Raw genomic sequence first — 22,739 nt, 5'->3', positions numbered from 1 at the left:
AATAGCGCAGAAAATTCAATATCTTGCCGGCGCGTTCCAGCGCAGCGCCGAACTATGCTCGGAAGCGCGCCCGATCATACGGCGTGCGGCGGAGCGCCGATCACGCCGCAAGGCAGCCCGGCGGCGCTGACCAGCCGGGGCCCGTATCGCGCACAAGTCGCGAAGGCGCCTGCCGTCCCGGAGCCCCGCTGCGCGACACCGCGCGGCGGGGACGCAGCGGGTTCTCAGAACGGAATGTCGTCGTCCATGGCGTCGCTGTAGCCGCCGCGCCCGCCGCCGCTGGCCGGCGCCGGCGCGCGACGCTCCGTGGGGCTCGACCGCCCGAAGCTCTCGCTGCCGCCGCCCTCATAGGAGTCGCCGCCGCTGTCCCCGCCGCCGCGGCCGTCGAGCATCGCGAGTTCGCCGCGATAGCGCTGCAGCACGATCTCCGTGGAGTACTTCTCGACTCCCTGCGCGTCGGTGTACTTCCGGGTCTGGAGCTGGCCCTCGACGTAGACCTTCGAGCCCTTGCGCAGGTACTGCTCGGCGACCTTCGCGAGCTGCTCGTTGAAGATCACCACCTGATGCCACTCGGTGCGCTCGCGGCGCTCGCCGCTCTGCTTGTCGCGCCAGTTCTCCGAGGTGGCGATCCGCAGGTTCACCACGGGCTCGCCGGAATTCAGCCGGCGGACCTCGGGGTCACGGCCGAGATTGCCGACCAGAATGACCTTGTTAACGCTGCCCGCCATGGCGATCTCCTGAAGCTAAGAGGGCACCTTACGCCGAACGGACGTGCCGGTCGCGCCGATGCGCCGTCTTGTCCACAAGCGCGCCGTTTGGGAAAATGCCCGCCGCTGGCGCGCTTGTTCTTTTTATGTTCTCTATCATCCGGCGTCGGGAGTCGCAAGCGCTCCTTGACCCGGCGCCGAGCGACACGACCTAACGGACGACCGGCGGTCCCTCCCCCGCCACGGGACGATGCGACATGACGAAGACGACGACGCGCTCCGCCAAACCGGCCGCGCGCGCCAAGAAGGCTGACGCGAAGCCGGCGCGTGAACGGGCCGGCGCGGCCGCGCTGGAGGCCGCCTTCGACGCTGCGGCCGGGCGGCGCGAGGCGCGCGACGCGCGGCTGATCTCCATCCGCGGCGCGCGGGAGCACAACCTCAAGAACGTCGACCTCGACATCCCGCGCGACCGTCTCGTCGTGTTCACGGGCCTGTCCGGCTCGGGCAAGTCGTCGCTCGCCTTCGACACGATCTACGCCGAAGGCCAGCGGCGCTACGTCGAGAGCCTGTCCGCCTATGCGCGCCAGTTCCTCGAGATGATGCAGAAGCCGGACGTCGACCAGATCGACGGCCTGTCGCCCGCCATCTCGATCGAGCAGAAGACGACCTCGAAGAACCCGCGCTCGACGGTCGGCACCGTCACCGAGATCTACGACTACATGCGCCTGCTGTGGGCGCGCGTCGGCATCCCCTATTCGCCCGCGACCGGCCTGCCGATCGAGAGCCAGACCGTCAGCCAGATGGTGGACCGGCTGAAGGACCTGCCGGAAGGCTCGCGGCTCTACCTCCTCGCGCCCGTGGTCCGTGGCCGCAAGGGCGAATACCGCAAGGAGATCGCCGAGTTCCAGAAGAAGGGCTTTCAGCGCCTCAAGATCGACGGCGTCTTCTACGAGATCGCGGACGCGCCGGCGCTCGACAAGAAGCTGAAGCACGACATCGACGTGGTGGTGGACCGCGTGGTGATCCGCGGCGATATCGCAAGCCGCCTCGCCGACAGCCTGGAGACGGCGCTGGGGCTCGCGGACGGCATCGCCATCGCGGAGTTCGCGGACCAGACGGACGAGCATGGCGAGGCGCGTCGGCTGACCTTCTCCGAGAAGTTCGCCTGCCCGGTCTCCGGCTTCACGATCGCGGAGATCGAGCCGCGGCTGTTCTCCTTCAACAACCCGTTCGGCGCGTGCCCGGCCTGCGACGGCCTCGGGACGGAGCTCAGCGTCGATCCGAACCTCGTCGTGCCCGAGGGCGGCATCTCGCTTCGCAAGGGCGCCATCGCGCCGTGGGCGCGCTCCACCTCGCCCTATTACATCCAGACGCTCGACGCTCTCGCCAAGCACTATGGCTTCTCGCTGACCAAGCCCTGGGCCGATCTGCCCGAGAAGGCGCGCAACGTCATCCTCTATGGCTCCGGCGACGAGAAGGTGCGCTTCGTCTACGACGACGGCCTGCGCTCCTACGAGACCGTGAAGACCTTCGAGGGCGTGGTCCGCAACCTCGAGCGCCGCTGGAAGGAGACCGACAGCGACTGGGCGCGCGAGGAGATCGGGCGCTACATGTCCGACGTCCCCTGCCTCGTCTGCGAAGGCTACCGGCTGAAGCCGGAAGCGCTCGCCGTGCGGATCGGCGACAGCCACATCGGCCAGGCCTCTCAGCTGTCGGTGAAGGCGGCGCACGCCTGGTTCGAGGACCTGCCGAACCGGCTCACGGACAAGCAGAACGAGATCGCCTACCGAATCCTCAAGGAGATCCGCGACCGCCTGCGGTTTCTTGTCGACGTCGGGCTCGACTACCTCACGCTCGCCCGCGGCTCCGGCTCCCTGTCCGGCGGCGAGAGCCAGCGCATCCGGCTCGCGAGCCAGATCGGCTCGGGCCTCACCGGCGTGCTCTATGTGCTGGACGAGCCCTCCATCGGCCTGCACCAGCGCGACAATGAGCGGCTGCTCGGCACGCTGGAGCGGCTGCGCGACCTCGGCAACACGGTCATCGTGGTCGAGCATGACGAGGACGCGATCCGTCTCGCCGACTACGTGGTCGACGTCGGTCCCGGCGCCGGCGTCCATGGCGGCCGGATCGTCGCCTCGGGAACGCCCGACCAGGTCATGTCGAACCCGGACAGCCTCACTGGGCAGTACCTGACCGGCGAGCGCATGGTGCCGACGCCCGCGCGCCGTCGGCCCTTCGACAAGAAGAAGACCCTCAAGGTGATCGGCGCCCGCGCCAACAACCTGAAGGACGTGACGGCCGAAATCCCGCTCGGGACCTTCACCTGCGTGACCGGGGTTTCGGGCGGCGGCAAGTCCACCCTGCTGATCGACACCGTGTTCAAGGCTGCGGCGCGCAAGCTCAACGGCGCCAACGAGAACCCGGGAGCGCATGAGCGGATCGAGGGCTTCGAGGCGCTCGACAAGGTCATCGACATCGACCAGTCGCCGATCGGCCGCACGCCGCGCTCGAATCCCGCGACCTACACGGGCGCCTTCACGCCGATCCGCGACTGGTTCTCCGGCCTGCCGGAAGCCAAGGCGCGCGGCTACAAGCCCGGCCGCTTCTCGTTCAACGTCAAGGGCGGCCGCTGCGAGGCCTGCCAGGGCGACGGCGTCATCAAGATCGAGATGCACTTCCTGCCGGACGTCTACGTCACCTGCGACGTCTGCAAGGGCAAGCGCTACGATCGCGAGACGCTGGAGGTGACCTACAAGAACAAGTCGATCGCCGACGTGCTCGACATGACGGTCGACGAGGCGGTCGTGTTCTTCAAGGCGGTGCCGTCGATCCGCGAGAAGATGGAGACGCTGGCGCGCGTCGGCCTCGGCTATGTGAAGGTCGGCCAGCAGGCCACCACGCTGTCCGGCGGCGAGGCGCAGCGCGTGAAGCTGTCGAAGGAGCTGTCGCGCCGGGCCACGGGACGGACGCTCTACATCCTGGACGAGCCGACGACCGGCCTGCACTTCCACGACGTCGCCAAGCTTCTCGAGGTGCTCCACGAGCTTGTCGACCAGGGCAACACGGTCGCGGTGATCGAGCACAATCTCGAGGTCATCAAGACTGCGGACTGGATCATCGACATGGGTCCCGAGGGCGGCGACGGCGGCGGGCAGGTCGTGGCGACCGGGACGCCGGAGCAGATCGTGAAGGCCAAGGGCAGCCACACCGGCCGCTTCCTCGCCGACGTGCTGAAGCGCCGGCCGCTCAGGCCGGCGATGAAGGACGCCGCCGAGTAAATCCTGGGCAGAGCCGCTTTCTGGGCAGGCGGCCAAGTCTTGCGGCCGCCGCAAGACTGATCCGTAACTTCCTCTATATTTTATGACCGCGCCCATGACTGGCGCGCAGTGCAGCACTGTGCGCCCAGTTCTTCTGCATCAAGCTCAGGCTCCCTACGTGGTCGCTCCAACGCACCTCGCATAGGGCCGGCGAGCCGCGTTCCGCTCGCTCGCGCCCATGACCTTTGGACGACCGAAATGCTGTTCTGGACCTTCCTCCTCAAGCGCTACCGGACCTGGCGGAGCTATCGCGCAACACTCGAGGAGCTCGCCAGCCTCGACGACCGCGCGCTGGCCGACATCAACGTAGCGCGCAGCGAGATCCCGCGCGTGGCGCGACAGGCGGCCCTCGCCTCTTCCTGATCCCGGCTTCTCTGCGGATCAGCGCGTCACGGCCCCCCGGGTCTGTTTGTCCGGTGGGGCGCCGTTGCCCGCGCCGGGCGCGCCCACTACGGTCGCGCGATGATCGACACCCCCGACCCTGCACCCGTCCACGTCATCGGCGGCGGCCTCGCCGGCAGCGAGGCCGCCTGGCAGCTGGCGCAGGCTGGCGTCCGCGTCGTGCTGCACGAGATGCGGCCGCAACGCTCCACCGAGGCGCATCAGACCGACTCGCTCGCCGAGCTCGTCTGCTCGAACTCGTTCCGCTCCGACGACGCCGAGCAGAACGCGGTCGGCCTTCTCCACCAGGAGATGCGCGCGCTCGGTTCGCTGATCATGCGCTCGGCCGACGCCAACCAGGTCCCGGCCGGCGGCGCTCTCGCGGTGGACCGCGACGGCTTCGCGGCCGCGGTCTCGGCCGCGCTTGAAGAACATCCCCTGGTGGAGATCCGGCGCGAGGAAGTCGCGGGCCTGCCGCCCGCCGAATGGGACAGCGTGATCGTCGCGACCGGCCCGCTCACCTCCGATCCGCTCGCCGAGGCGATCGCGAAGCTCACCGGCGAAGGCGAACTCGCGTTCTTCGATGCGATCGCCCCGATCGTCCACGCCGAGACGATCGACATGAGCGTCGCCTGGAGGCAGTCGCGCTACGACAAGGTCGGGCCCGGCGGGACCGGCGCGGACTACCTCAACTGCCCCATGACGCGGGAGCAGTATGAGGCCTTCGTGGCGGGGCTGGTCGCGGGCGAGAAGGTCTCGTTCAAGCAATGGGAGGCCTCGACCCCCTATTTCGACGGCTGCCTGCCGATCGAGGTCATGGCCGAGCGCGGACCCGAAACGCTGCGCCATGGCCCCATGAAGCCGATGGGCCTCACCAACGCGCACAAGCCGGACGAGAAGCCCTATGCGGTGGTCCAACTCCGGCAAGACAACGCGCTCGGCACGCTGTTCAACATGGTGGGTTTCCAGACGAAGCTCCGCCACGCCGAGCAGGTGCGGCTGTTCCGCACCATTCCGGGGCTGGAGCGGGCGGAGTTCGCCCGGCTCGGCGGTCTGCATCGCAACACCTATCTGAACAGCCCGAAGCTGCTCGACCGTTCGCTTCGGCTGAAAGCCGAGCCGCGCCTGCGCTTCGCCGGGCAGATGACGGGCTGCGAGGGTTACGTGGAAAGCGCCGCGATCGGCCTTCTCGCCGGCCGGTTCGCGGCGGGAGACCGGCTCGGCGGCTGCGTCGCCGCGCCGCCCGCCACCACCGCGCTCGGCGCGCTGCTCGGCCATGTCACCGGGGGTCATCTCTCGGTGGAGGGTGAAGGCCCGAAGAGCTATCAGCCCATGAACGTGAACTTCGGCCTGTTCCCGCCGATCGAGGGGCCGCTTCGCGCTCCGGACGGCTCGCGTCCCCGCGGCGCCGCCAAGGCGCAGGCGAAGAAACGCATGTTCACCGACCGGGCCCGCGTCGATCTCGCGCGCTGGCTGTCCGGCGACACGACGCCCGCCGCCGAGGCCGCCGAATGAGCGAGACCATCGAAGATCTGGTGCTGCGGCTCGCGACCGAGCGCGGCGCCGGCAAGACGATCAGCCCGGCCGAAGCCGCCAAGGCCGCAGCCGAACAGCGCGGCGAAGAGGATTGGCAGGGCCGGCTCGGCGGCGTGAAGGCGGCTGCGACGCGGCTGGCGCGGCGCGGCCGGCTGGCGATCTACCGCAAGGGCAAGCCCGTCGATCCGGAAACCTTCAAGGGCGTCTACCGCATCGGCCTGCCGCCTGAAGGCGCCGGCGACGAGCCGGAGCAGATTGAGTCTCCCGCCCCGACGACGATCGGCGACGACGGCGTAACCAATCCGCCGACGGACCCGTAGAGACGGGCAGTTCGATCCGTCTCGCGAGGCGTCCATGCGGAACCGCCGCCAGATCCTGCTCGCCGCCGCCGCGGCGGCGCTGATCCCGTCCCTGGCGGACGCCGCGGGCATGCAGCGCTACGCCAACGTCAACTTCGAGGCAGCGCTGGCGGCGGGCGGCCCTGTGGTCGCGCATATCGACGCCGACTGGTGCCCGACCTGCCGGGCGCAGCGACCCGCTCTGGCGAAGCTTCTCGAAGACGGGCGGTTCGCGGCGTTCCGCGCCTTCCTGGTCGATTACGACACCGAGAAGAAAGCGATGCGGGCGCTGAACGCGCCCGATCGCAGCACGATCATCGTGTTCAAAGGCGGACGGGAGGTGGCGCGCTCCGTCGGAGCCACCGACAAGGCGGCGATCGAGGCACTGCTCGCGAAGGGTTTGTGACGCCTGCTCACACCACCATCTGGTTGCCGAGCTCGACCACGCGGCCGGCCGGGATCCGGAAGTACTCGGTCGCGTCGTAGGACTGGCGGACCAGGAAGATGAAGACGTGGTCCTGCCAGAGCGGCATGCCCACGCTCGCCGACGCCCGGAACGATCGACGCCCGACGAAGAACGACGTCTTCATCATGTCGAACGGCAGGCCGTGCTCCTTGGCGAGCGAGAGCGCCCGCGGCAGGTTCGGGTCCTCCATGAAGCCGTAGCGCAGCTCCAGCGTCGAGAAGTCCTCCGACACCCGCGTCAGGCTGATCCGCTCCTCCGACGGCGCCACCGGCTGGTTCAGCGTGTGCACGGTGACGATGACGTTCCGCTCGTGCAGCACCTTGTTGTGCTTGAGGTTGTGCAGCAGCGCCGGCGGCGTGATGCCGGCCGACGACGTAAGATACATCGCCGTGCCCTTCACGCGCGTCGCGGAGCTGGTCGACATCGACTTGGCGAACTCTCCGATCGGTATCGCCTCGTGCTCGATTCGGCCCTGGACGTAACGGGTGCCGCGGATCCAGGTCCACATCAGCACCACGCCGATCAAGCCCAGCATAAGCGGGATATAGCCGCCGTCCTTGATCTTCAGCAGATTGGCGCTGAGGAAGGCGGCGTCGGTCACCACCAGCGGCGCCATGATCAGCAGCGCGAGCGGCCAGCCGAGCTTCCAGGCCTTCGCGATCACCACCACGGCGAGGATCGTGGTCATGATCATCGTGCCGATCACCGACAGGCCGTAGGCGGCGGCGAGCCGGCCGGAGGTCTGGAAGGCGATCACCAGGAACAGCACGCAGGCGAGCATCAGCCAGTTCACCTTGGGCATGTAGATCTGCCCGTGCTGGGTCTCGGAGGTGTGCTGGACCTCGAGATGCGGCAGCAGGCCGAGCTGCATGCCTTGCCGCGTCAGCGAGTAGGCGCCCGAGATGTTGGCCTGGCTTGCGACCACCGTCGCCACGCAGGAGAACAGCACCAGCGGCAGCCGCAGCCATTCCGGCGCGAGCAGGAAGAACAGGTTGCTGATCGCCTCCGGCTGCGTCGTGGCGAGCGCGGCCTGGCCCAGATAGTTCATCACCAGCGCCGGGAGCACGAGACTGAGCCACGCCGTGCGGATCGGACCGCGGCCGAAATGGCCCATGTCGGCGTAGAGCGCCTCCGCGCCGGTCACCGCGAGGAAGGTCGCGCCCAGAACCACGAAGCCGAGAAAGCCGTGGTCGAACAGGAAAAGGAGCGCGTGATAGGGATTGAGCGCCACCAGCACGCTGGGCGCGTCGAACACGTGGTAGAGCCCGAGCCCGAACAGCGACAGGAACCAGACCACCATCAGCGGACCGAACAGCGCCGCCACCCGACCCGTGCCATAGGATTGCGCCGCGAACAGTCCGATGATGATCGCGAGCGTCATCGGCAGCACGTACGGGCCGAGCGCCGGGGCCGCGACGTTCAGGCCCTCGGTCGCGGACAGCACCGAGACCGCCGGCGTGATCACAGCGTCGCCGTAGAACAGGGCGGCCCCGACGACGCCCAGCGCCAGCACGATGTTGGAGCGCCGTCCGAGGGCGTTCCGCGCCAGCGCCATCAGCGAGAGCGTGCCGCCCTCCCCGTGGTTGTCCGCGCGCAGCAGGATGATGACGTATTTCAGCGTCACCACAACGATCAGCGACCAGATCAGCAGCGAGGCGACGCCGATGATCTCCTCGGCGTTCGGCACCCGCCCGAGATGGAGCAGCGACTCCCGCATCGCGTAGAGCGGGCTCGTCCCGATGTCGCCATAGACGACGCCGACGCTGCCGATCGTCATGGTCCAGAAGCCGTGGCGCTTCCCCTTGACCGCCGCCTCCTGAGCGACGCTTGCGCCATGAGTCCCGCTCGCCCCGGCGGTCTGGCCGTCATAGGCCTGGCTCGAGGCCGCGGTCTGCGAGGCCGCGCCTTCGTCGGAGCTTGTCGTCATCGTGACCCTTGAGCCGCATCCACGGCGGAACGTTGCGCTGCACAACCTACGGCGCGTAGGCATATCTGTGAGTGATCAGGGGCGGGGCAACGGGCCGCTCACATAGCCCAACAGCCAATAGGTCACAAGGCCGACCCATTCCCGCACCGCCACGTCCACGCGGCTGAGCCCGGCGCTCACCGACCGGAAGGGCCGCAGGGCGTCCTCCGATCCGCGGGTCCGGAAGTCCACCGGCCAGGCCTCGACCTGCAGCCCCACGGCGCGGAAACAGCCCATGGAGCGCGGCATGTGGTAGGCGGACGTCACCAGCAGCCATCGTTCCCCGGGGCGCGGGTCGATCAGTTCGCGCGTGAAGCGCGCGTTCTCGATCGTGTTCCGGGAGCGATCCTCAAGCAGGATCCGCTCCGGGTCGACGCCGAAGCTCTGCAGCAGCCGCGCGGCGAGATCGGCCTCGGTGGCGCCGTCGAACAGCAGGGCGCCCGATCCGCCGGAGAACACGATCCGCGCCTGCGGCCAGCGGCGGGCGAGCTCGGCGATCTCGGTCAGCCGTCCCGCCGCCTTGGTCAGCGTGATCTCCCCGCGAGACGCCGCGACCACGGTGTCGAACGAACCCCCGAGCACGATGAACCCTGTCGGCGCCGGATCGTCCGATGCGCGCGGAAAACGTTCCTCGAGCGGAATGAGCAGCAGGTTGCCGAGCGGCGACAGCCCCGCGATCGCCAGCGACAGGATCGCCGCCCCCATCAGGGCGGAGCCGAACCCGCGCGCTCCCAGCATGGCCGCGAGCCCGCCGGCGAGCCCGGCCATCACCGCCAGGTTTGAAGGCGTCGTGAGAAAGCCCATAACCTTGGACAGAACGAAGAACATGACGGCCTGCCCAACTCGCGGCTCTGGGATCGACTCGACGCTTTGTTCATGAAAGCGCGATTATAGGGACGGTTCCAGAGCACCGCGCCACGAGAGGTTTCGTCGGTTGCCAGCCACCCTCGACGAGTGCTTCCAGCGCGAGACGAACGACCTCGCCGCCGTCAGGCTGCTGGCTGCGACCGCCGTCCTGTATTGCCACGCGTGGGTCGTCACCACGCCTGGCATCGAGACGGCGGACTTCTTCCATATCTTCGGCTTCTCGCCGGACTTCCAGGGCGTACACGCCTTCTTCATCCTGTCGGGCATGCTGGTGACGCGCAGCCTCATGCGGCGGCAGGACGGGCTCCGTTTCGTCGTCTCGCGCCTGATCCGCTATCTGCCGCCGATCTTCGTCGCCGCGCTGTTCGCGACGATCGTGCTGGGGCCGCTGGTCACCACGCTGACGCTCCGCGACTATTTCAGCCTGGACCTGCTCCGGTTCATCCTGGTTGTGACGACCCTCTACGACGTCAACGCCACGCTGCCGGGCGTCTTCATGGAGAGCCCCCAGCCGGGCATCCTCTTCGTCCCGCTCTGGACCGTGCACTACCAGCTGGTGTTCGAGGTGACGCTGGTGGCGATCTGGGCCCTCGGCCTCCTGCGCTGGCGCCGACTGGCGCTGGCGGGGCTCGCGTTGACCGCGGTGGTCAACCTGGGCTGGTTCTGGAACGGGGAAACCTACGCTTATCTGGGTTCGCTCCACCACATGGTGCGGTTCACCACCGCCTTCGGCATCGGCGTAGTGCTCTCGCTCTATGCCGACCGGGTGCCGGTGTCCAACCGGATCCTCCTCGTGATCGTCGTGCTGACGGCGCCCCTCGCCTACTCGCACGTGGCGGCGCTCGCGGGCCTGATCCTCATCGCCTATGCGACCCTGTGCATCGGATTTCTCGGCGGCCGCCTGACCGCCGCCCTCGCCCAGCTCGGGGCCTGGTCCTACGGGTTCTATATCTGGGGCTACATGATCGAGCAGTTCATCGCCGACGCGGCGCCGGAATGGTCCGCGATCCAGGTCTTCCTCGCAGCCCTGCCGCTCGCGCTCGCAGCGGGCGCCCTCTCGGCGAACTACGTGGAGCGGCCGCTCGGCCGGTTCATCAGCCCCCTCACCGCAGCGATCCGGCGCCGCCTCGCCATCGCGTGAGGGGCCGCGAGGCTTCGGTCGCGCTGGAGCGCCTGATGCTCAGCCGACCACGGCGCGAGACCCCAGCCGCCTTCAAGGGCGCCCTTGAGGCGCGTTGGCCGGCCGGCGGTCAGCCCTCAGCGGCCGGTGGAGGCGAACCGGCGCCAGTCGTTCGACCCGCCGACGAAGACGTTCTGGTCGACGTTGCCGCTGATGCCCGGAACCCGACCGGTGGCGGTGTGCTGCCACATCGCGAAGCTGCGCGAACCATACTTCAGCGAAGGATGGCCGGCGACGCTGCGAAGCCAGAAATGGTGCTGCGGAAAAGCGGCGACCAGCGCGTCGCGGTGGAAGTCGACGCTGGTGTAGATCATCGGCCGCTTGCCGTAATGCTTCTCGACGATGCGCAGGAAGCTCGCCATCTCGCGATGGATCTCGGCGACCGGCGGCCGGCGCTTGCAGCTCGGGGAATCCGGGTTCCACTCCATGTCGAGCACGGGCGGCAGGGCGTCCGGATCGGCAGGCACGTTGCGGATGAACCAGGCGGCCTGTTCGGCGCCGGTGCGGCAGAAATAGTAGAAATGATACGCGCCGCGCGGGACGCCGGCGGCCTTCGCGGCCGCCCAGTTTTCGGCGAAGCGATCATCGACGCGGTCGCCGCCCTCGGTCGCCTTCACATAGGCGAAGGAGACGCCCGACGCCCGAACCGTCGCCCAGTCGATCGGGCCCTGGTACTTGGAGACGTCGATGCCCTTGATGCCGTGATCGTCAGGCGTGGTGACGACGCCCGAAAGCGGAGAGGACAGCCCGGTCGCAGTGTCGACGGTGGTGGTGAGCCGCGTCGGCTGAATGTCGACGTCGCCGCTCACCGAAGAGCAGGCGCCAAGCCCCATCACGGCGAACGCCGCGATCGCGACGCCCAAGCCGCGCAAGCGCGCAGCGCGTCCCCCGTTCACTCGCATGGCCCCGATCGCTCCCCGTTGGCGGAGGTATCTTAGTCCGATCGCGACCCCGCGCTGTTCACGGACGCGTGAACGAAGTGTGGTTCAGCACGCGCTGCTGGACCTCGGCCGCAGCGACGCGCTGCGAGGCCCGGGTGTCCCTCGTCCCGTCGACCAGCGTGACCATACCGAAGAGCAGGCCGCCGAACACGAGACATCCCGCAAGGCGTCCAATCATCGGGTCAATCATCGCAGGGGCACTCCAGTGACTGTCGGATCACGCGCAGCGTAAATCTCGAAAGGTGGCGAAAGCGTTAACACTCCGCTCACCATGTTTCAGCCGCCAAGCCCAATCCCGAACCACCAGGTCGCAAGCCCCAGGAACGAAAAGAACCCGACGGTGTCGGTGACAGTCGTCAGGAACACGCCGGACGCCACGGCCGGGTCGGCCTTGAGTTTGTCCAGCGTGAGCGGGATCAGGATGCCGAATAGGCCGGCGCAGACGAAATTGGTCACCATCGCCGCGCCGATGATCAGGCCGAGCTGCGCGTTCTGGAACCAGCCGCCCGCGAACGTGCCGACCAGAACCGCAAGAATGACGCCGTTCACGAGCCCGACCAGCGTTTCGCGGCGGACGAGCCGCCGGGCGTTGTGGCTGCCGAGGTCGCGCGTGGCGAGGGCGCGCACCGCCACCGTCATCGTCTGGGTGCCGGCGTTGCCGCCCATGGAGGCGACGATCGGCATCAGCACCGCGAGCGCCACCATCTGCTGGATGGTGCCTTCGAACAGGCCGATCACGCTGGCCGAGACGAAAGCGGTGGCCAGGTTCACGAGCAGCCAGAAGATGCGGCTTCGCGCGGTGTAGAGCACCGGGTCGGAGATTTCCTCGTCGCCGGTGACGCCGCCCAGCGCGCGGAGATCCTCGTCGGCCTCCTCCTCAATGACGTCGAGGATGTCGTCGACCATGAGAACGCCGACCAGCCGTCCGGCGTCGTCGACGACCGCGGCCGAGACCAGGTTGTAGCGCTCGAACATGCGCGCCGCCTGTTCCTGGTCTTCCGTCGCGCGAATCGTGCGCGGGTTCTCCTCCAGGATCTCCGAGAGCAGCCGGCTGCGGCGCGTCCGCAGCAGGCGATCCAGCGGCACCGAGCCAAGCAGCTTGTGCGCGGGGTCGACGACGAAGATCTCGTAGAAGGTGTCAGGCAGGCCGTCGGTGTCGGCGATGTAGTCGATGGTGTGGCCGACGGTCCAGAACGGAGGCGCGGCTACGAACTCGGTCTGCATCCGCCTGCCGGCGGAATCTTCCGGGTAGTCGAGGCTGCGGGTCAGCGCGACGCGGTCGAGCGCCGGCATCTGCGCGAGAATCCGCGCGCGGTCCGCCTCGTCGAGGTCCTCCAGGATGTAGACGGCGTCGTCGGAGTCGAGCTCCCGCATGCCCTTGGCGACGGTCTCGGGCGGCAGCTCCTCGAGGAGCTGGACACGCACGGTCTCGTCGATCTCGGTCAGCGCCGCGAAATCGAAGTCCTTGCCGAGCAGTTCGATCAGCTTCGGCCGGTCGTCCGGGCCGAGCGTCTCGATCAGGTCGCCCAGATCCGATTCGTGGAGGCGCCCCGAAAGATCGCGAACCCGCGCCGAGTCATTCGCGGAGATCGCCTCGGCGACCTCCTCGACGAATCCCGAGGCGAGTCGCCCGTCCTCGTCCCGGATCTCAGGCTCGAGCTCGCTCGTCGCGTCGCGCGGATCGGCGTCAGCGGTCATGCGCCCTCGACGGGTTCGGGATGGAAGCGGCAGCGCGCTCGCGGTGTAGGTCGTCCGGCGCCGCGCCGCAACTCAGGCGCCGCCCGCGTGCGAGCTCAAGAACGTCTGGATCTGGAGGCTCGTGCGGGCGCCATGACTTTGCGCGGCCATGGGCGCCGCAAACGAAAACGGCCCGCTCGAAGGCGGGCCGTTTTTTCGATCGGAGGTCCGGGGGTCCGACGGTTGTCGGGGTCTCCGGCGATCTTCAGTCCAGTTCAGTTGGTGCGGTCGAGAAGACTCGAACTTCCACGGGTTGCCCCACAGCGACCTCAACGCTGCGCGTCTACCAGTTCCGCCACGACCGCGGCGGCGTGCTGATAACAAATCGATCTCCGGACCACAAGCACGTTCGGCGGCTCTCAGGCTGCGACGTCCGGCAGCCCCTCCGCGGGCTCGCGCTCGGTGCGTCCACGCTCGTCGCGCAGCAGCATGCTGGTGATCTCGACGCCGATGCGGTCGCCGCTGACGAACACCGCTCCCCTCGCGATCGGATGGTCGTTGGCCAGCAGCGTCACGGCGTCATCCTCGCTCGCCTGCAGTTCGATGACGGCCCCGCGGCCCATCCGCAGCAATTGGTGGATGGGCATTTTGGTGGCGCCCAGCACCACCGAAATCTCGAGGTTGACCTTGCTGATCGGTGGCACGAAACGTCGTCTCCGCCCGCGCGGCCGTATCCGCGCCAGCCGATCACGCCACGGACATGGTTAACGCATGGTTGATCCTGCGCCTCCGAGACGACGCGATTCGCTCGCTGGCGGCTTCCTGACGGAGGCGCCGGCGGCGCCCGTGGCGTGGCGCGTCACCGAGGGCCTCACCGGCTACGAGGAGGCCATGGCCGCCATGGAGGCGCGCGCGGCCCAGATCGCGGATGGGCGCGCGCCCGAACTGGTCTGGCTGCTCGAGCATCGCCCGCTCTACACGGCCGGCACCAGCGCGCAGGCGGCGGATCTGACGCAGCCGGACCTGCTGCCGGTGTTCGCGACCGGTCGCGGCGGCCAATACACCTATCACGGGCCAGGCCAGCGGGTGGCCTATGCGATGCTCGACCTCCGGCGCCGCGCGCCGGACTTGCGCCGTTACGTGGCCGCGCTCGAAGCGTGGCTGATCGCCACGCTCGACCGCTTCGGCGTCACGGGCGAGCGCCGCGAGGACCGGGTCGGCGTGTGGGTGCGCCGTCCGGAACGAGGACGCGACGCGGAGGACAAGATCGCGGCGATCGGCGTGCGGGTGAGGCGCTGGGTCACGCTCCACGGCGTCAGTCTCAATGTCGAGCCGGACCTGTCGCACTACGCGGGCATCGTGCCCTGCGGCGTCCGCGACCATGGCGTCACGAGTCTCGCCGACCTCGGCCGAATCGTCTCGATGGCCGAGGTCGACATGGCTCTGCGGGAGACGTTCGAGGAGATCTTCGGGCCGACGACCGCTGAGGACGCCTAGGCGTCGTCCGCGACATGGACGCCGTCATGGCCGGCCACGTCCGAGGCGTCAGCCGCCGAACGGCGCACCGAACTGACCCTCGCCGGGCCAGGGCCCTCGCGGCAGGCTTCGGCGAAGGCGTCGACGCCGGCCTGCGGTCCGGCCACGACCGCCTCCACCGAGCCGTCGCTGCGGTTGCGCACGAAGCCGCGCAGCCCAAGCGATCGGGCCTTGTCTTGGGCCCATTTGCGGTAGGCCACGCCCTGCACGCGGCCGGTGATCTCGATGCGTTCGACGGCTTCGGTCATGCCCGGTGAGATGGTCGCGTGGCCGTGGACGGCAAGCCGGCGGTCGGAACAGCTCAGACGAACTCGAGGATCACCGCGTCGACCGCAAGGCTGTGGCCGGCCTTGACGTGGACCTTGTGCACGGTGCCGTCGCGCTCGGCGCGCAGCACATTCTCCATCTTCATGGCTTCGACGACCGCCAGCGTCTCGCCGACCTTGACCTCCTGCCCCTCTTCGACCGCGATCGAGACCACGAGGCCCGGCATCGGGCACAGCAGATGCTTGGAGGTGTCCGGGACGGCCTTCTCGGGCATCATCGCGAGCAGCTCGGCGATGCGCCCGCCATGGACGCGCGCATAGACCGCGACGCCGCGATGGGCGATGTCGTAGCCATAGGCGCCGCGACGGCGACGAACCTGGGCCGAGACCGCGACGCCGTCGATCTCGCCGCTCCACACCGGCTCGCCCGGCCGCCAGCTGGTGACGACCCGCCGGATGGCGGTCTCCCTCCCCGCTTCATCCAGCGTCCGGACGATCACGACGTCGCCGTCGGCGCTGGTCTCGACGCTTGTCGCCTCGCCGTCCAGCAGGACGGTCCGCAGCCGCTCCTTTGTGGCTGCGCCCTTGCGCAGCTGGTTCGAGATCAGCCGGCGGCGCTCCATCACCAGCCAGTCGATCTGGGCCGCGATCGCCACGATCGTGTCGGCCACTTCCCCTTCGGCCTTTCGCGGAGCGAAGCCGTCCGGAAACTCCTCGGCGATGAAGCCGGTCGACAGCCGGCCCTCGCGCCAGCGCGGGTGCTCCATCAGCGCTGCGAGGAACGGGACGTTGTGCTGGATGCCGTCGATCGCGAAGGCGTCGAGCGCCGCCCCCTGCGCCTCGATGGCGGCCAGGCGGGTCGGGCCATGCGTCACGAGCTTCGCGATCATCGGGTCGTAATGCAGCGAGATCTCGCCACCTTCGGTCACGCCGGTGTCGTTGCGGACCGTGATCCCGTCCTCGGTGGACTCGGCCGGCGGCCGGTAGGTGGTGAGCCGGCCGATCGAGGGCAGGAAGTTGCGGTACGGGTCCTCGGCGTAGATCCGGCTCTCGACGGCCCAGCCGTCGAGTCTCACGTCGGACTGGCTGATCGACAGCTTCTCACCGGCAGCGACCCGGATCATCTGTTCGACGAGGTCGATGCCGGTGACGAGCTCGGTGACCGGATGCTCGACCTGGAGCCGGGTGTTCATCTCGAGGAAGTAGAAGGACTTGTCCTGCCCGGCCACGAACTCGACCGTGCCGGCGGAATCGTAGCCCACCGCCTTCGCGAGAGCGACCGACTGCTCGCCCATCGCCCGGCGCGTGGCCTCGTCGAGCAGTGGCGACGGCGCCTCCTCGACGACCTTCTGGTTGCGGCGCTGGATCGAGCATTCGCGCTCGCCGAGATAGATGACGTTGCCGTGCTTGTCGCCGAGCACCTGGATCTCGATGTGGCGCGGGTTCACGATGAACTTTTCGATGAACACGCGGTCGTCGCCGAAGGACGACTTCGCCTCCGACTTCGAGGCCCGGAAGCCTTCCGCGACGTCGCTCGCCGAATAGGCGATCCGCATGCCCTTGCCGCCGCCGCCGGCTGACGCCTTGATCATCACCGGGAAGCCGATCTCCTCGGCGACCCGCACCGCGTCCTCTGGCGTCTCGATCACGCCGAGATTGCCCGGCACGGTCGAAACCCTGGCGGCGGCCGCGGCCTTCTTGGACTCGATCTTGTCGCCCATGGCCTCGATCGCCCTGGGGTTCGGGCCGATGAACACGATCCCCTCGGCCGCGAGCGCCTCAGGGAAGGCGGCGCGCTCGGAGAGGAAGCCATAGCCGGGGTGCACGGCCTGCGCGCCCGTCTGCTTGCAGGCGGCGACGATCCTGTCGATCAGCAGGTAGGACTGCGCGGCCGCCGGCGGCCCGATATGCACCGCCTCGTCGGCCATCTCGACATGCAGCGCATCGCGGTCAGCGTCCGAAAACACCGCGACGGTCGCGATCCCCATGCGCCGGGCGGTCTTGATGACGCGGCAGGCGATCTCGCCACGGTTGGCGATGAGGATCTTGCTGAACATGGAGGCTGAAATCCCCAGACGGAGGCGGCGTCCCTAGCGGGACAGGACGGAGGGAACGCGCGTTATTACGGTAGCTGCGGAGCGCTCGTCCATCGGCCGAAGGACGAAGGGAACGACCGCGTTCAGCGCTTCGCGCCGGGCAATGGCGGCAGGTAGGACGGCCGCGGCAGCGGCGGCGGGGGCGGGCCGAGCAGCGGCGCCATCAGCGATCCCCGCGCCGTGCGCGCGAACTGGCTGCGCGCGGTCCATGGTCCGCAGACGAGCGAGAAGTAATCGTACGGACCCTTCACCTCGTTCGCCATGATGAACTGAAAGTGCAGGCGGAACACCTGCCAGCGCCGCCGCATGCGATCGATGCTCTGCTTGCCGAGCATCTTGGTCAGATAGGCTCTGCGGAACGTCGGGTTGCAAGGCTTCTCTCCGGGCGAGAGGCGAAGCTCAGAGACCGGGTCGCGGTGCGGGAAGTTGAGGAAGTCCCAGGGGCCCACCACCTCGGCCCAGAACAGCGTCGGCTCGCCCGCCAGTCGGCCGAGCCGTTCCCGGAACCAGCCGCCTTTGGGGTGCAGCCCGATCAGGAGTTCGGTCGCCCCGACGGTGAGCAGCGAGAGCGTCGAACGGCTCCGCGCGGCGAAGTCCGGGTCGCGCTCATAGACGCGCGCGAGGGCGTCGATCGCAAGGAAGCTGCCGCTGCTGTGGCCGACCACCAGGATCTCGTCCGCCTCTCCGGCCGCGACGACCTCTCGGATCCGGTCGGCGAAACGGTCGACGCGGGCATGCAGGGCGGCGTCCTCGCGCCGGGCGTAACGCCGCTGCGAGCGGCCGTCGTCCATCAGGTGGAAGACGAAGCCGCCGGCCCGTTTCACGAGCTGCAGCGCGCCCAGCAGGAGCGCGACCGCGACCGCCGCTCCGAGCGCCAGCGCGAGCGGCCAGGGACCGTGCGCCGCCACCCAGGCGCAGGCGCCCGTCCCTGCCGCCGCCGAGAGGGCGGTGATCAGCAGGATCACGGCCACCGGATAGCTCCACGCGATGGCGCAGCGCGGGGAGGCCCGCGCCACCCGCCACAGCAGGCCCGACGTCACCGCGTCCCAAAGCGTCACGAAGCCGCGCAGCACCTTAACCGGGAGCGGCGCAGCGAAGTCCTTCTGCACCAGGTCGTCCCACCGCAGGGTTTCGTAGCGAACCGCCACCTGCGCCTCGCCGCCCCGAACGGAGGCCGCCCATTCAGCGCTCGGCGTGCGGGCGTCCTCGACAAGGCCGGGCTTGATGCTCGCGGTCGCGCCCCAGAGACGCGCGAAGCGCCGGAGTTCGAGCGCGATCAGCCGCCGGTACTCCGCCGGACCGCGCGGATCGTAGCCCTGGATGTAGAGGACGTGCCGGCGCCGGACCTCCTGAGCCGACGGCTCGGCTTCCGCGGCCGGCGGACGTCCTTCGTCGGGCCGCACCTCGTCGCCACGGGACGTCGTGGAGGCGCACGCGGCTTGGGTCGGCTCCATCTCCGCCCGGTCAGACAAGCGCATCGCTCCACCTCCCGTCGGGCTCCCCCGCCCGTATCCTCAGATGGAGCGGGACGCCCGTCTATCGATCTCCTCCGCCGCGCAGCGCCCTGCTTTCCGCGAAGACAGCCTCGACCTCCTCGCAGACCCTCCCGATGGCGTCGGCTCCGACGCAGCGCTGCGCGACGCCCGCGCACGCCTCGGAGACCCGGGTCGAGGCGAGCAGGCCCCGCAGTCGCCGGGCGGCTATGCGCGCGCCAAACGCCTCGCGGCGCAGAACGAGCCCGCAGCCCAGCCGTTTCACGCGTTCCGCATTGTCGAACTGGTCAAAGGCGAGCGGCACGATCAGCTGCGGGATCGCCGCGGCGAAGGCCTGCGCGACCGTGCCGATGCCGCCGTGATGAATGATCGCGCGGCAGCGCGGCAGCAGAACGCTGAACGGCGCATAGCGAAGGACGAAGACCTGACCCCGCCCCTCAGGCGGAATCTCGAGCGGATGGGGGCACGACACCACGCAGCGGAGCCCGAGCGCGGCGCAGGCGGCGATCGCCGCCCGATACATCGCTTCCCCGTGCAGCATGCCGGTGCCGAACGTCACGGCCACCGGTTTGGGGCCGGCGTCCAGAAACGCGGCGAGCGCCTCCGGGCCCTCGTCCGGCGCTCCGACCATGTCCGCGCAAGGAAAGCCGACCTGACGCGCGTTCTTCGGCCAGTCCGGCTGGAACGCCGCGAACCATGGCGGGTAGAGCAGCAGCACCCGGCCGCGCGCATTCCACCAATGGCGCAGACGACGCACGGGATCCTGTCCGATCTCGGCGCGAAACGCGTTCAGCGCGGGGAGCAGGGCCGGATCGATGACGTATCTGTCGGCGCCGATCTGCAGTCGCCACTTCAGCTCTGCCGGCAGCCAGCCCAGGCTGAACAGTCCCGGCAGTCTGGGCGCCTCATGCCGGCTCTGCATCAGCACCGGCTGCAGGTGGACGACGATGTATGGACCGCGTCGGACGCCCACCGCCACGCGCGCGCCAAGCGCCAGCGAGGAGGCCAGGACGATCGTGCGGCCGCGGCGATGTCGCCGCATCACGAAGGCGAATGTCGGCGGAATGGCGGCTGCGACCGCCGCGAACAGCGTGCGCACTCCGCGGCGGGAGCTCCAGAGCGCAGGATCAGCGAAGGCGGCCGCGTAATCCCGCTCTGTCCCGAGAGCCTCGAAGCCGATGCCGGCGCGCGCCGCCATCGGGCCGAACGGCGCCGGCGCGGCCATCGTCACCCGGTGCCCGCGTCGCTGAAGCTCGCCTCCTATCGCGATCAGCGGGAGGACGTCTCCGGAGCTGCCGATCGCCGCAATCAGCACGTGCATGAGGCGGAGGTCGCCGGCCCGATGGACCTGCGGTCTTCCCCAATTTCATGACCCGGCCAGCGGGCGCCGTCAAACGCTGCTGCGACGGCGCGCCGGCGCGGCCATGGAGCGAGGCGTCCCCTCCCGCTCGATCAGGTCGCAGGCGTCGATGATCGCGTCGCCCCGACCGCTGCGCGCGGCCGCAGCCGCGCAACTCGCGGCCACCTCGGGGGAGTCGAGAATGCGAGCCAGGACGCTCGCGGCGCTGCGCGCCCCAAACCGCCGGCGGGAGAGCGAGGCGCCGCAACCGAGCCGCCGCACGCGCGCCGCGTGATCAAACTGATCGAACGCCATCGGCGCGATCAACTGCGGCACGCCGGCGGCGAGCGCGAGCGAGACAGTGCCGACGCCGCCATGATGAACCAGGGCCGCGCAGTTCGGCAGAACCTGGCTCAGCGGCGCGTATTCAGTGAAGAAGGCGGCGTGCTCGAGGCCCTCGACCGCCTCCATCGGCTGCTGGGAGAGCACGAGGCACCGCCGACCGAGCCGCACGCAGGCCTCGATCGCGGCGCGATAGAGCTTGTCGGACCCGAACCGCGCTGATCCGAACGTGATGGCGATCGGCTTCTCCCCGGCGCTCAGAAACGCCTGGAGGGCCGGATCGAGGCGTTCCGACCGCGCGCCGAAGAGATCCGCCCGCGGGAAATCGAGCTGGCGGGCCTGCTCGGGCCAGTCCGGCTGCGGGGCCGCGAACCAGTCCGGGAACAGAAGCGCCATGCGCCGACGCGGCCGCCACCACTTGCGCAGGTTCTCGATCGGCGGCAGGCCGAGCTCGGCCCTGAATGCGTTCAGCTTCGGCCGCAGTCGAGGCGCGATGGCGAACTTGTACGCCCCGGTCTGGAGCTTCCATTTGATGACCGGCGGGAGCCAGCGCGGCAGCGGCAGAAAGGGCAGCCGCGGCGGCTCGTGGCGGCTCGGAAGCAGGATGGGCGTCAGATGCGCCCAGACCACGGGGACCCGGAGGATCTCCTCGGCCACGCGGGCGCCGAACGCCAGCGCGGAGGCGACCACCACCGTCTCTCCCGGCTGGTGGTTGCGCGCGATGAACTCGTAGGTCGGCCGCGCCAGCTCCGGAAGCGCCGAGAACAGGCGCTGCGGTCCCAGCCATGGCCGCCAGAAATCCGGATGATCGAACAGGCCGGCGTATTCGGCCGTCGACATCAGCGGCTCGAAGGGAACGCCCGCCCGCCGCGCCGGCGCCTCGAACGTCTCGGCGCTGGCGAGCGTGACCTCATGGCCGCGGCGGCCGAGCTCCGCCGCCATCGCGATGAATGGCAGCACGTCGCCATATGTGCCGATCGACACGACCAATACGCGCATCATCTCGCCCGAACGCCCCAAGCGTTGCCCGGGCATCGCTTACGTATATGTGATCCCGGGCCAAAAGTGCTTTCCCCTCAACGCGCAAATCCGCGCATACGAAAAAGCCGGAGCGCAAGGCTCCGGCTGGACAAGTTGAGAGAGAGAGAGAGAGAGAGAGAGGGAACCGACGGGTCAGTCGGCCTTGGCGGTCGGCACGCGCACGACGTTCCACACCAGCCCCAGCTTCTCCAGGCCGGAGATGATGTAGCCGTTCACGTCGATCTCGTACCAGGCGAGCCCCGCATAGGCGTTGCGCGGGTGCTTGTGGTGGTTGTTGTGCCAGCCGTCGCCGAAGGTCAGCAGAGCCAGGATCCAGTTGTTCTTGGCGTGGCTGTGGTTCTCGAACCGCTCCGAACCGAAGGTGTGGCCGATCGAGTTCACCGCGAGGACGATGTTGAGGAACAGGAACGTCCGGAGGAACCCGCCGACCAGCATCGAGCCGATGCCGTGCTCGAGACCGCCGAACGCGTAGCCGAACAGGAAGGGCGCGCCGGCCATCGAGACGAAGGCCCAGAACCAGCGGGTGCGGTGGCACCACATGATGACCGGGTCCTGCTGGAGATCGCGCGCGAACACGTCGAGGTCCGTCGTCGTGGCGTCAGCGAGCCAGCCGATATGGCTGTGAAACAGGCCCTTCAGCGTGCCCTCGTTGTTGCACATGCCGTCGACGACCGGGCTGTGGACGTCGCCGCACTGGTCCGCGTGCGCGTGGTGGCGGCGGTGATCGGCCACCCAGCGCAGCACCGAGCCCTGGCAGCAGAGCTGCGCCAGGACGCCGATCGCATAGCGCATCGGCTTCGAGGTCTCGAAGGCGCGGTGGGTGAAATAGCGATGGTAGCCCATGCCGACGCCGACATTGATGACGACGTAGCCCACGGCCAGCGAGGTCCACTCGATCCAGGTCATCTGGTGGGTGAACATCCACCAGACGCCGAGCATGGCGCCGATCGCCATGCCGCCGATCAGCGTGCCGTATTCCAGCCGTTTCCAGAGGGCGTCGGGGCCACCGACCTTGACGCCTTTGCGTGGGTGAACGCGCTCCTCGGCTTCGCCGTGGAGCGGGGCAAGATCGAGTGCGACCATTCCTGACCTCATCGCTACACGCGATCAGCCACGGAGCGCCGCTTTGTCAGCGGCGCAGGCGCACGCCCTCGCTCCCGATCGCGAGGGTTAATGAAGCGTTAACGCCCGGAAAAAGCGAGTCGGAAGTTAACGGAAGGTTAACCGGCGAACTTTTTTGTCAAGCCGCA

20 protein-coding genes and 1 tRNA gene are annotated in these 22,739 nt (G+C 68.9%); 7 read left to right on the top strand and 14 right to left on the bottom strand.

Annotation, left to right across the window (positions count from 1 at the left end):
* Positions 1 to 224: 224 nt before the first annotated feature.
* On the bottom strand, positions 225 to 728 hold the full coding sequence (gene ssb / locus GGR24_RS03605) for a single-stranded DNA-binding protein (RefSeq protein ID WP_183393897.1): 504 nt from the start codon (positions 726 to 728) through the stop codon (positions 225 to 227).
* Between the two features lie 236 nt (positions 729 to 964).
* On the opposite strand from ssb, the gene uvrA reads away from it, so the two are divergent.
* From uvrA to GGR24_RS03580, 5 genes are all read left to right on the top strand, one after another.
* Positions 965 to 3,985, top strand: a complete 3,021-nt coding sequence (gene uvrA, locus GGR24_RS03600) for an excinuclease ABC subunit UvrA (protein ID WP_246397921.1) — start codon at positions 965 to 967, stop codon at positions 3,983 to 3,985.
* A 237-nt stretch (positions 3,986 to 4,222) separates the two neighbouring features.
* On the top strand, positions 4,223 to 4,387 hold the full coding sequence (locus GGR24_RS03595; RefSeq protein WP_183393896.1) for a DUF1127 domain-containing protein: 165 nt from the start codon (positions 4,223 to 4,225) through the stop codon (positions 4,385 to 4,387).
* 99 nt (positions 4,388 to 4,486) lie between these two features.
* Positions 4,487 to 5,920 (top strand): methylenetetrahydrofolate--tRNA-(uracil(54)-C(5))-methyltransferase (FADH(2)-oxidizing) TrmFO, encoded by a 1,434-nt coding sequence (gene trmFO / locus GGR24_RS03590; protein WP_183393895.1) that lies wholly within the window; start codon positions 4,487 to 4,489, stop codon positions 5,918 to 5,920.
* On the top strand, positions 5,917 to 6,261 hold the full coding sequence (locus tag GGR24_RS03585; protein ID WP_183393894.1) for a DUF3253 domain-containing protein: 345 nt from the start codon (positions 5,917 to 5,919) through the stop codon (positions 6,259 to 6,261). Before trmFO ends, GGR24_RS03585 begins: the two co-directional genes overlap by 4 nt.
* Before the next feature lie 34 nt (positions 6,262 to 6,295).
* The gene (locus tag GGR24_RS03580; RefSeq protein ID WP_183393893.1) at positions 6,296 to 6,685 is read left to right on the top strand and encodes a thioredoxin family protein; all 390 of its coding nucleotides are present in this window, start codon (positions 6,296 to 6,298) and stop codon (positions 6,683 to 6,685) included.
* 7 nt (positions 6,686 to 6,692) lie between these two features.
* On the opposite strand, the gene GGR24_RS03575 is transcribed toward GGR24_RS03580, so the two are convergent.
* Together GGR24_RS03575 and GGR24_RS03570 are read right to left on the bottom strand one after the other, a co-directional pair.
* Positions 6,693 to 8,672 (bottom strand): potassium transporter Kup, encoded by a 1,980-nt coding sequence (locus tag GGR24_RS03575; RefSeq protein ID WP_183393892.1) that lies wholly within the window; start codon positions 8,670 to 8,672, stop codon positions 6,693 to 6,695.
* 75 nt (positions 8,673 to 8,747) lie between these two features.
* Positions 8,748 to 9,539, bottom strand: a complete 792-nt coding sequence (locus tag GGR24_RS03570) for a YdcF family protein (RefSeq protein ID WP_183393891.1) — start codon at positions 9,537 to 9,539, stop codon at positions 8,748 to 8,750.
* Positions 9,540 to 9,645: 106 nt separating this feature from the next.
* Between GGR24_RS03570 and GGR24_RS03565 the strand changes: the two genes are divergently transcribed.
* Positions 9,646 to 10,719, top strand: a complete 1,074-nt coding sequence (locus tag GGR24_RS03565; protein WP_183393890.1) for an acyltransferase family protein — start codon at positions 9,646 to 9,648, stop codon at positions 10,717 to 10,719.
* 116 nt (positions 10,720 to 10,835) lie between these two features.
* Here GGR24_RS03565 and GGR24_RS03560 read toward each other — a convergent pair whose 3' ends face one another.
* The 5 genes from GGR24_RS03560 to GGR24_RS03540 all read right to left on the bottom strand — a co-directional run bounded on the left by GGR24_RS03560 (position 10,836) and on the right by GGR24_RS03540 (position 14,080).
* Positions 10,836 to 11,660, bottom strand: coding sequence for a glycoside hydrolase family 25 protein (locus tag GGR24_RS03560; RefSeq protein WP_428978212.1), 825 nt, complete (start codon positions 11,658 to 11,660; stop codon positions 10,836 to 10,838).
* Positions 11,661 to 11,718: 58 nt separating this feature from the next.
* Entirely contained in the window at positions 11,719 to 11,889 is a 171-nt protein-coding gene (locus GGR24_RS03555; protein WP_183393889.1) for a hypothetical protein, read from the bottom strand.
* An 86-nt stretch (positions 11,890 to 11,975) separates the two neighbouring features.
* Complete coding sequence (mgtE, locus tag GGR24_RS03550; RefSeq protein WP_183393888.1) at positions 11,976 to 13,397, bottom strand: magnesium transporter; 1,422 nt, start codon at positions 13,395 to 13,397, stop codon at positions 11,976 to 11,978.
* 259 nt (positions 13,398 to 13,656) lie between these two features.
* Positions 13,657 to 13,741, bottom strand: a tRNA-Leu gene (locus tag GGR24_RS03545).
* Positions 13,742 to 13,795: 54 nt separating this feature from the next.
* Positions 13,796 to 14,080 (bottom strand): FliM/FliN family flagellar motor switch protein, encoded by a 285-nt coding sequence (locus GGR24_RS03540; protein ID WP_183393887.1) that lies wholly within the window; start codon positions 14,078 to 14,080, stop codon positions 13,796 to 13,798.
* A 67-nt stretch (positions 14,081 to 14,147) separates the two neighbouring features.
* Between GGR24_RS03540 and lipB the strand changes: the two genes are divergently transcribed.
* Positions 14,148 to 14,873 (top strand): lipoyl(octanoyl) transferase LipB, encoded by a 726-nt coding sequence (lipB, locus tag GGR24_RS03535; protein ID WP_183393886.1) that lies wholly within the window; start codon positions 14,148 to 14,150, stop codon positions 14,871 to 14,873.
* Here lipB and GGR24_RS03530 read toward each other — a convergent pair.
* The 6 genes from GGR24_RS03530 to GGR24_RS03505 form a co-directional block, all read right to left on the bottom strand.
* Complete coding sequence (locus GGR24_RS03530) at positions 14,870 to 15,160, bottom strand: acylphosphatase (RefSeq protein WP_183393885.1); 291 nt, start codon at positions 15,158 to 15,160, stop codon at positions 14,870 to 14,872. The two genes, lipB and GGR24_RS03530, sit on opposite strands and share 4 nt — an antisense overlap.
* A 53-nt stretch (positions 15,161 to 15,213) precedes the next feature.
* Positions 15,214 to 17,235 (bottom strand): acetyl-CoA carboxylase biotin carboxylase subunit, encoded by a 2,022-nt coding sequence (locus GGR24_RS03525; RefSeq protein ID WP_183393884.1) that lies wholly within the window; start codon positions 17,233 to 17,235, stop codon positions 15,214 to 15,216.
* Between the two features lie 122 nt (positions 17,236 to 17,357).
* Positions 17,358 to 18,752, bottom strand: coding sequence for a hypothetical protein (locus tag GGR24_RS03520; RefSeq protein WP_183393883.1), 1,395 nt, complete (start codon positions 18,750 to 18,752; stop codon positions 17,358 to 17,360).
* 58 nt (positions 18,753 to 18,810) lie between these two features.
* Positions 18,811 to 20,088, bottom strand: a complete 1,278-nt coding sequence (locus tag GGR24_RS03515; RefSeq protein WP_183393882.1) for a glycosyltransferase — start codon at positions 20,086 to 20,088, stop codon at positions 18,811 to 18,813.
* Between the two features lie 69 nt (positions 20,089 to 20,157).
* A complete protein-coding gene (locus tag GGR24_RS03510) occupies positions 20,158 to 21,450 on the bottom strand; it encodes a glycosyltransferase (protein ID WP_183393881.1) in 1,293 nt (430 codons plus the stop codon).
* A gap of 171 nt (positions 21,451 to 21,621) precedes the next feature.
* Positions 21,622 to 22,572, bottom strand: a complete 951-nt coding sequence (locus GGR24_RS03505; protein ID WP_183393880.1) for an acyl-CoA desaturase — start codon at positions 22,570 to 22,572, stop codon at positions 21,622 to 21,624.
* Between the last annotated feature and the right edge of the window lie 167 nt (positions 22,573 to 22,739).

Source organism: Hansschlegelia beijingensis (genome assembly GCF_014196425.1).
GTDB lineage: Bacteria > Pseudomonadota > Alphaproteobacteria > Rhizobiales > Methylopilaceae > Methylopila > Methylopila beijingensis.
Note: the sequence above shows the minus strand (reverse complement) of the source record. Positions and strands in the feature narration are given on the sequence as shown.

Coding starts and splice junctions, on each gene's coding strand:
- ssb (WP_183393897.1), bottom strand. CDS start 728: ATGGCGGGCAGCGTTAACAAGGTCATTCTGGTCGGCAATCTCGGCCGT.
- uvrA (WP_246397921.1), top strand. CDS start 965: ATGACGAAGACGACGACGCGCTCCGCCAAACCGGCCGCGCGCGCCAAG.
- GGR24_RS03595 (WP_183393896.1), top strand. CDS start 4,223: ATGCTGTTCTGGACCTTCCTCCTCAAGCGCTACCGGACCTGGCGGAGC.
- trmFO (WP_183393895.1), top strand. CDS start 4,487: ATGATCGACACCCCCGACCCTGCACCCGTCCACGTCATCGGCGGCGGC.
- GGR24_RS03585 (WP_183393894.1), top strand. CDS start 5,917: ATGAGCGAGACCATCGAAGATCTGGTGCTGCGGCTCGCGACCGAGCGC.
- GGR24_RS03580 (WP_183393893.1), top strand. CDS start 6,296: ATGCGGAACCGCCGCCAGATCCTGCTCGCCGCCGCCGCGGCGGCGCTG.
- GGR24_RS03575 (WP_183393892.1), bottom strand. CDS start 8,672: ATGACGACAAGCTCCGACGAAGGCGCGGCCTCGCAGACCGCGGCCTCG.
- GGR24_RS03570 (WP_183393891.1), bottom strand. CDS start 9,539: ATGTTCTTCGTTCTGTCCAAGGTTATGGGCTTTCTCACGACGCCTTCA.
- GGR24_RS03560 (WP_428978212.1), bottom strand. CDS start 11,660: ATGCGAGTGAACGGGGGACGCGCTGCGCGCTTGCGCGGCTTGGGCGTC.
- GGR24_RS03555 (WP_183393889.1), bottom strand. CDS start 11,889: ATGATTGACCCGATGATTGGACGCCTTGCGGGATGTCTCGTGTTCGGC.
- mgtE (WP_183393888.1), bottom strand. CDS start 13,397: ATGACCGCTGACGCCGATCCGCGCGACGCGACGAGCGAGCTCGAGCCT.
- lipB (WP_183393886.1), top strand. CDS start 14,148: ATGGTTGATCCTGCGCCTCCGAGACGACGCGATTCGCTCGCTGGCGGC.
- GGR24_RS03530 (WP_183393885.1), bottom strand. CDS start 15,160: ATGACCGAAGCCGTCGAACGCATCGAGATCACCGGCCGCGTGCAGGGC.
- GGR24_RS03525 (WP_183393884.1), bottom strand. CDS start 17,235: ATGTTCAGCAAGATCCTCATCGCCAACCGTGGCGAGATCGCCTGCCGC.
- GGR24_RS03520 (WP_183393883.1), bottom strand. CDS start 18,752: ATGCGCTTGTCTGACCGGGCGGAGATGGAGCCGACCCAAGCCGCGTGC.
- GGR24_RS03515 (WP_183393882.1), bottom strand. CDS start 20,088: ATGCACGTGCTGATTGCGGCGATCGGCAGCTCCGGAGACGTCCTCCCG.
- GGR24_RS03510 (WP_183393881.1), bottom strand. CDS start 21,450: ATGATGCGCGTATTGGTCGTGTCGATCGGCACATATGGCGACGTGCTG.
- GGR24_RS03505 (WP_183393880.1), bottom strand. CDS start 22,572: ATGGTCGCACTCGATCTTGCCCCGCTCCACGGCGAAGCCGAGGAGCGC.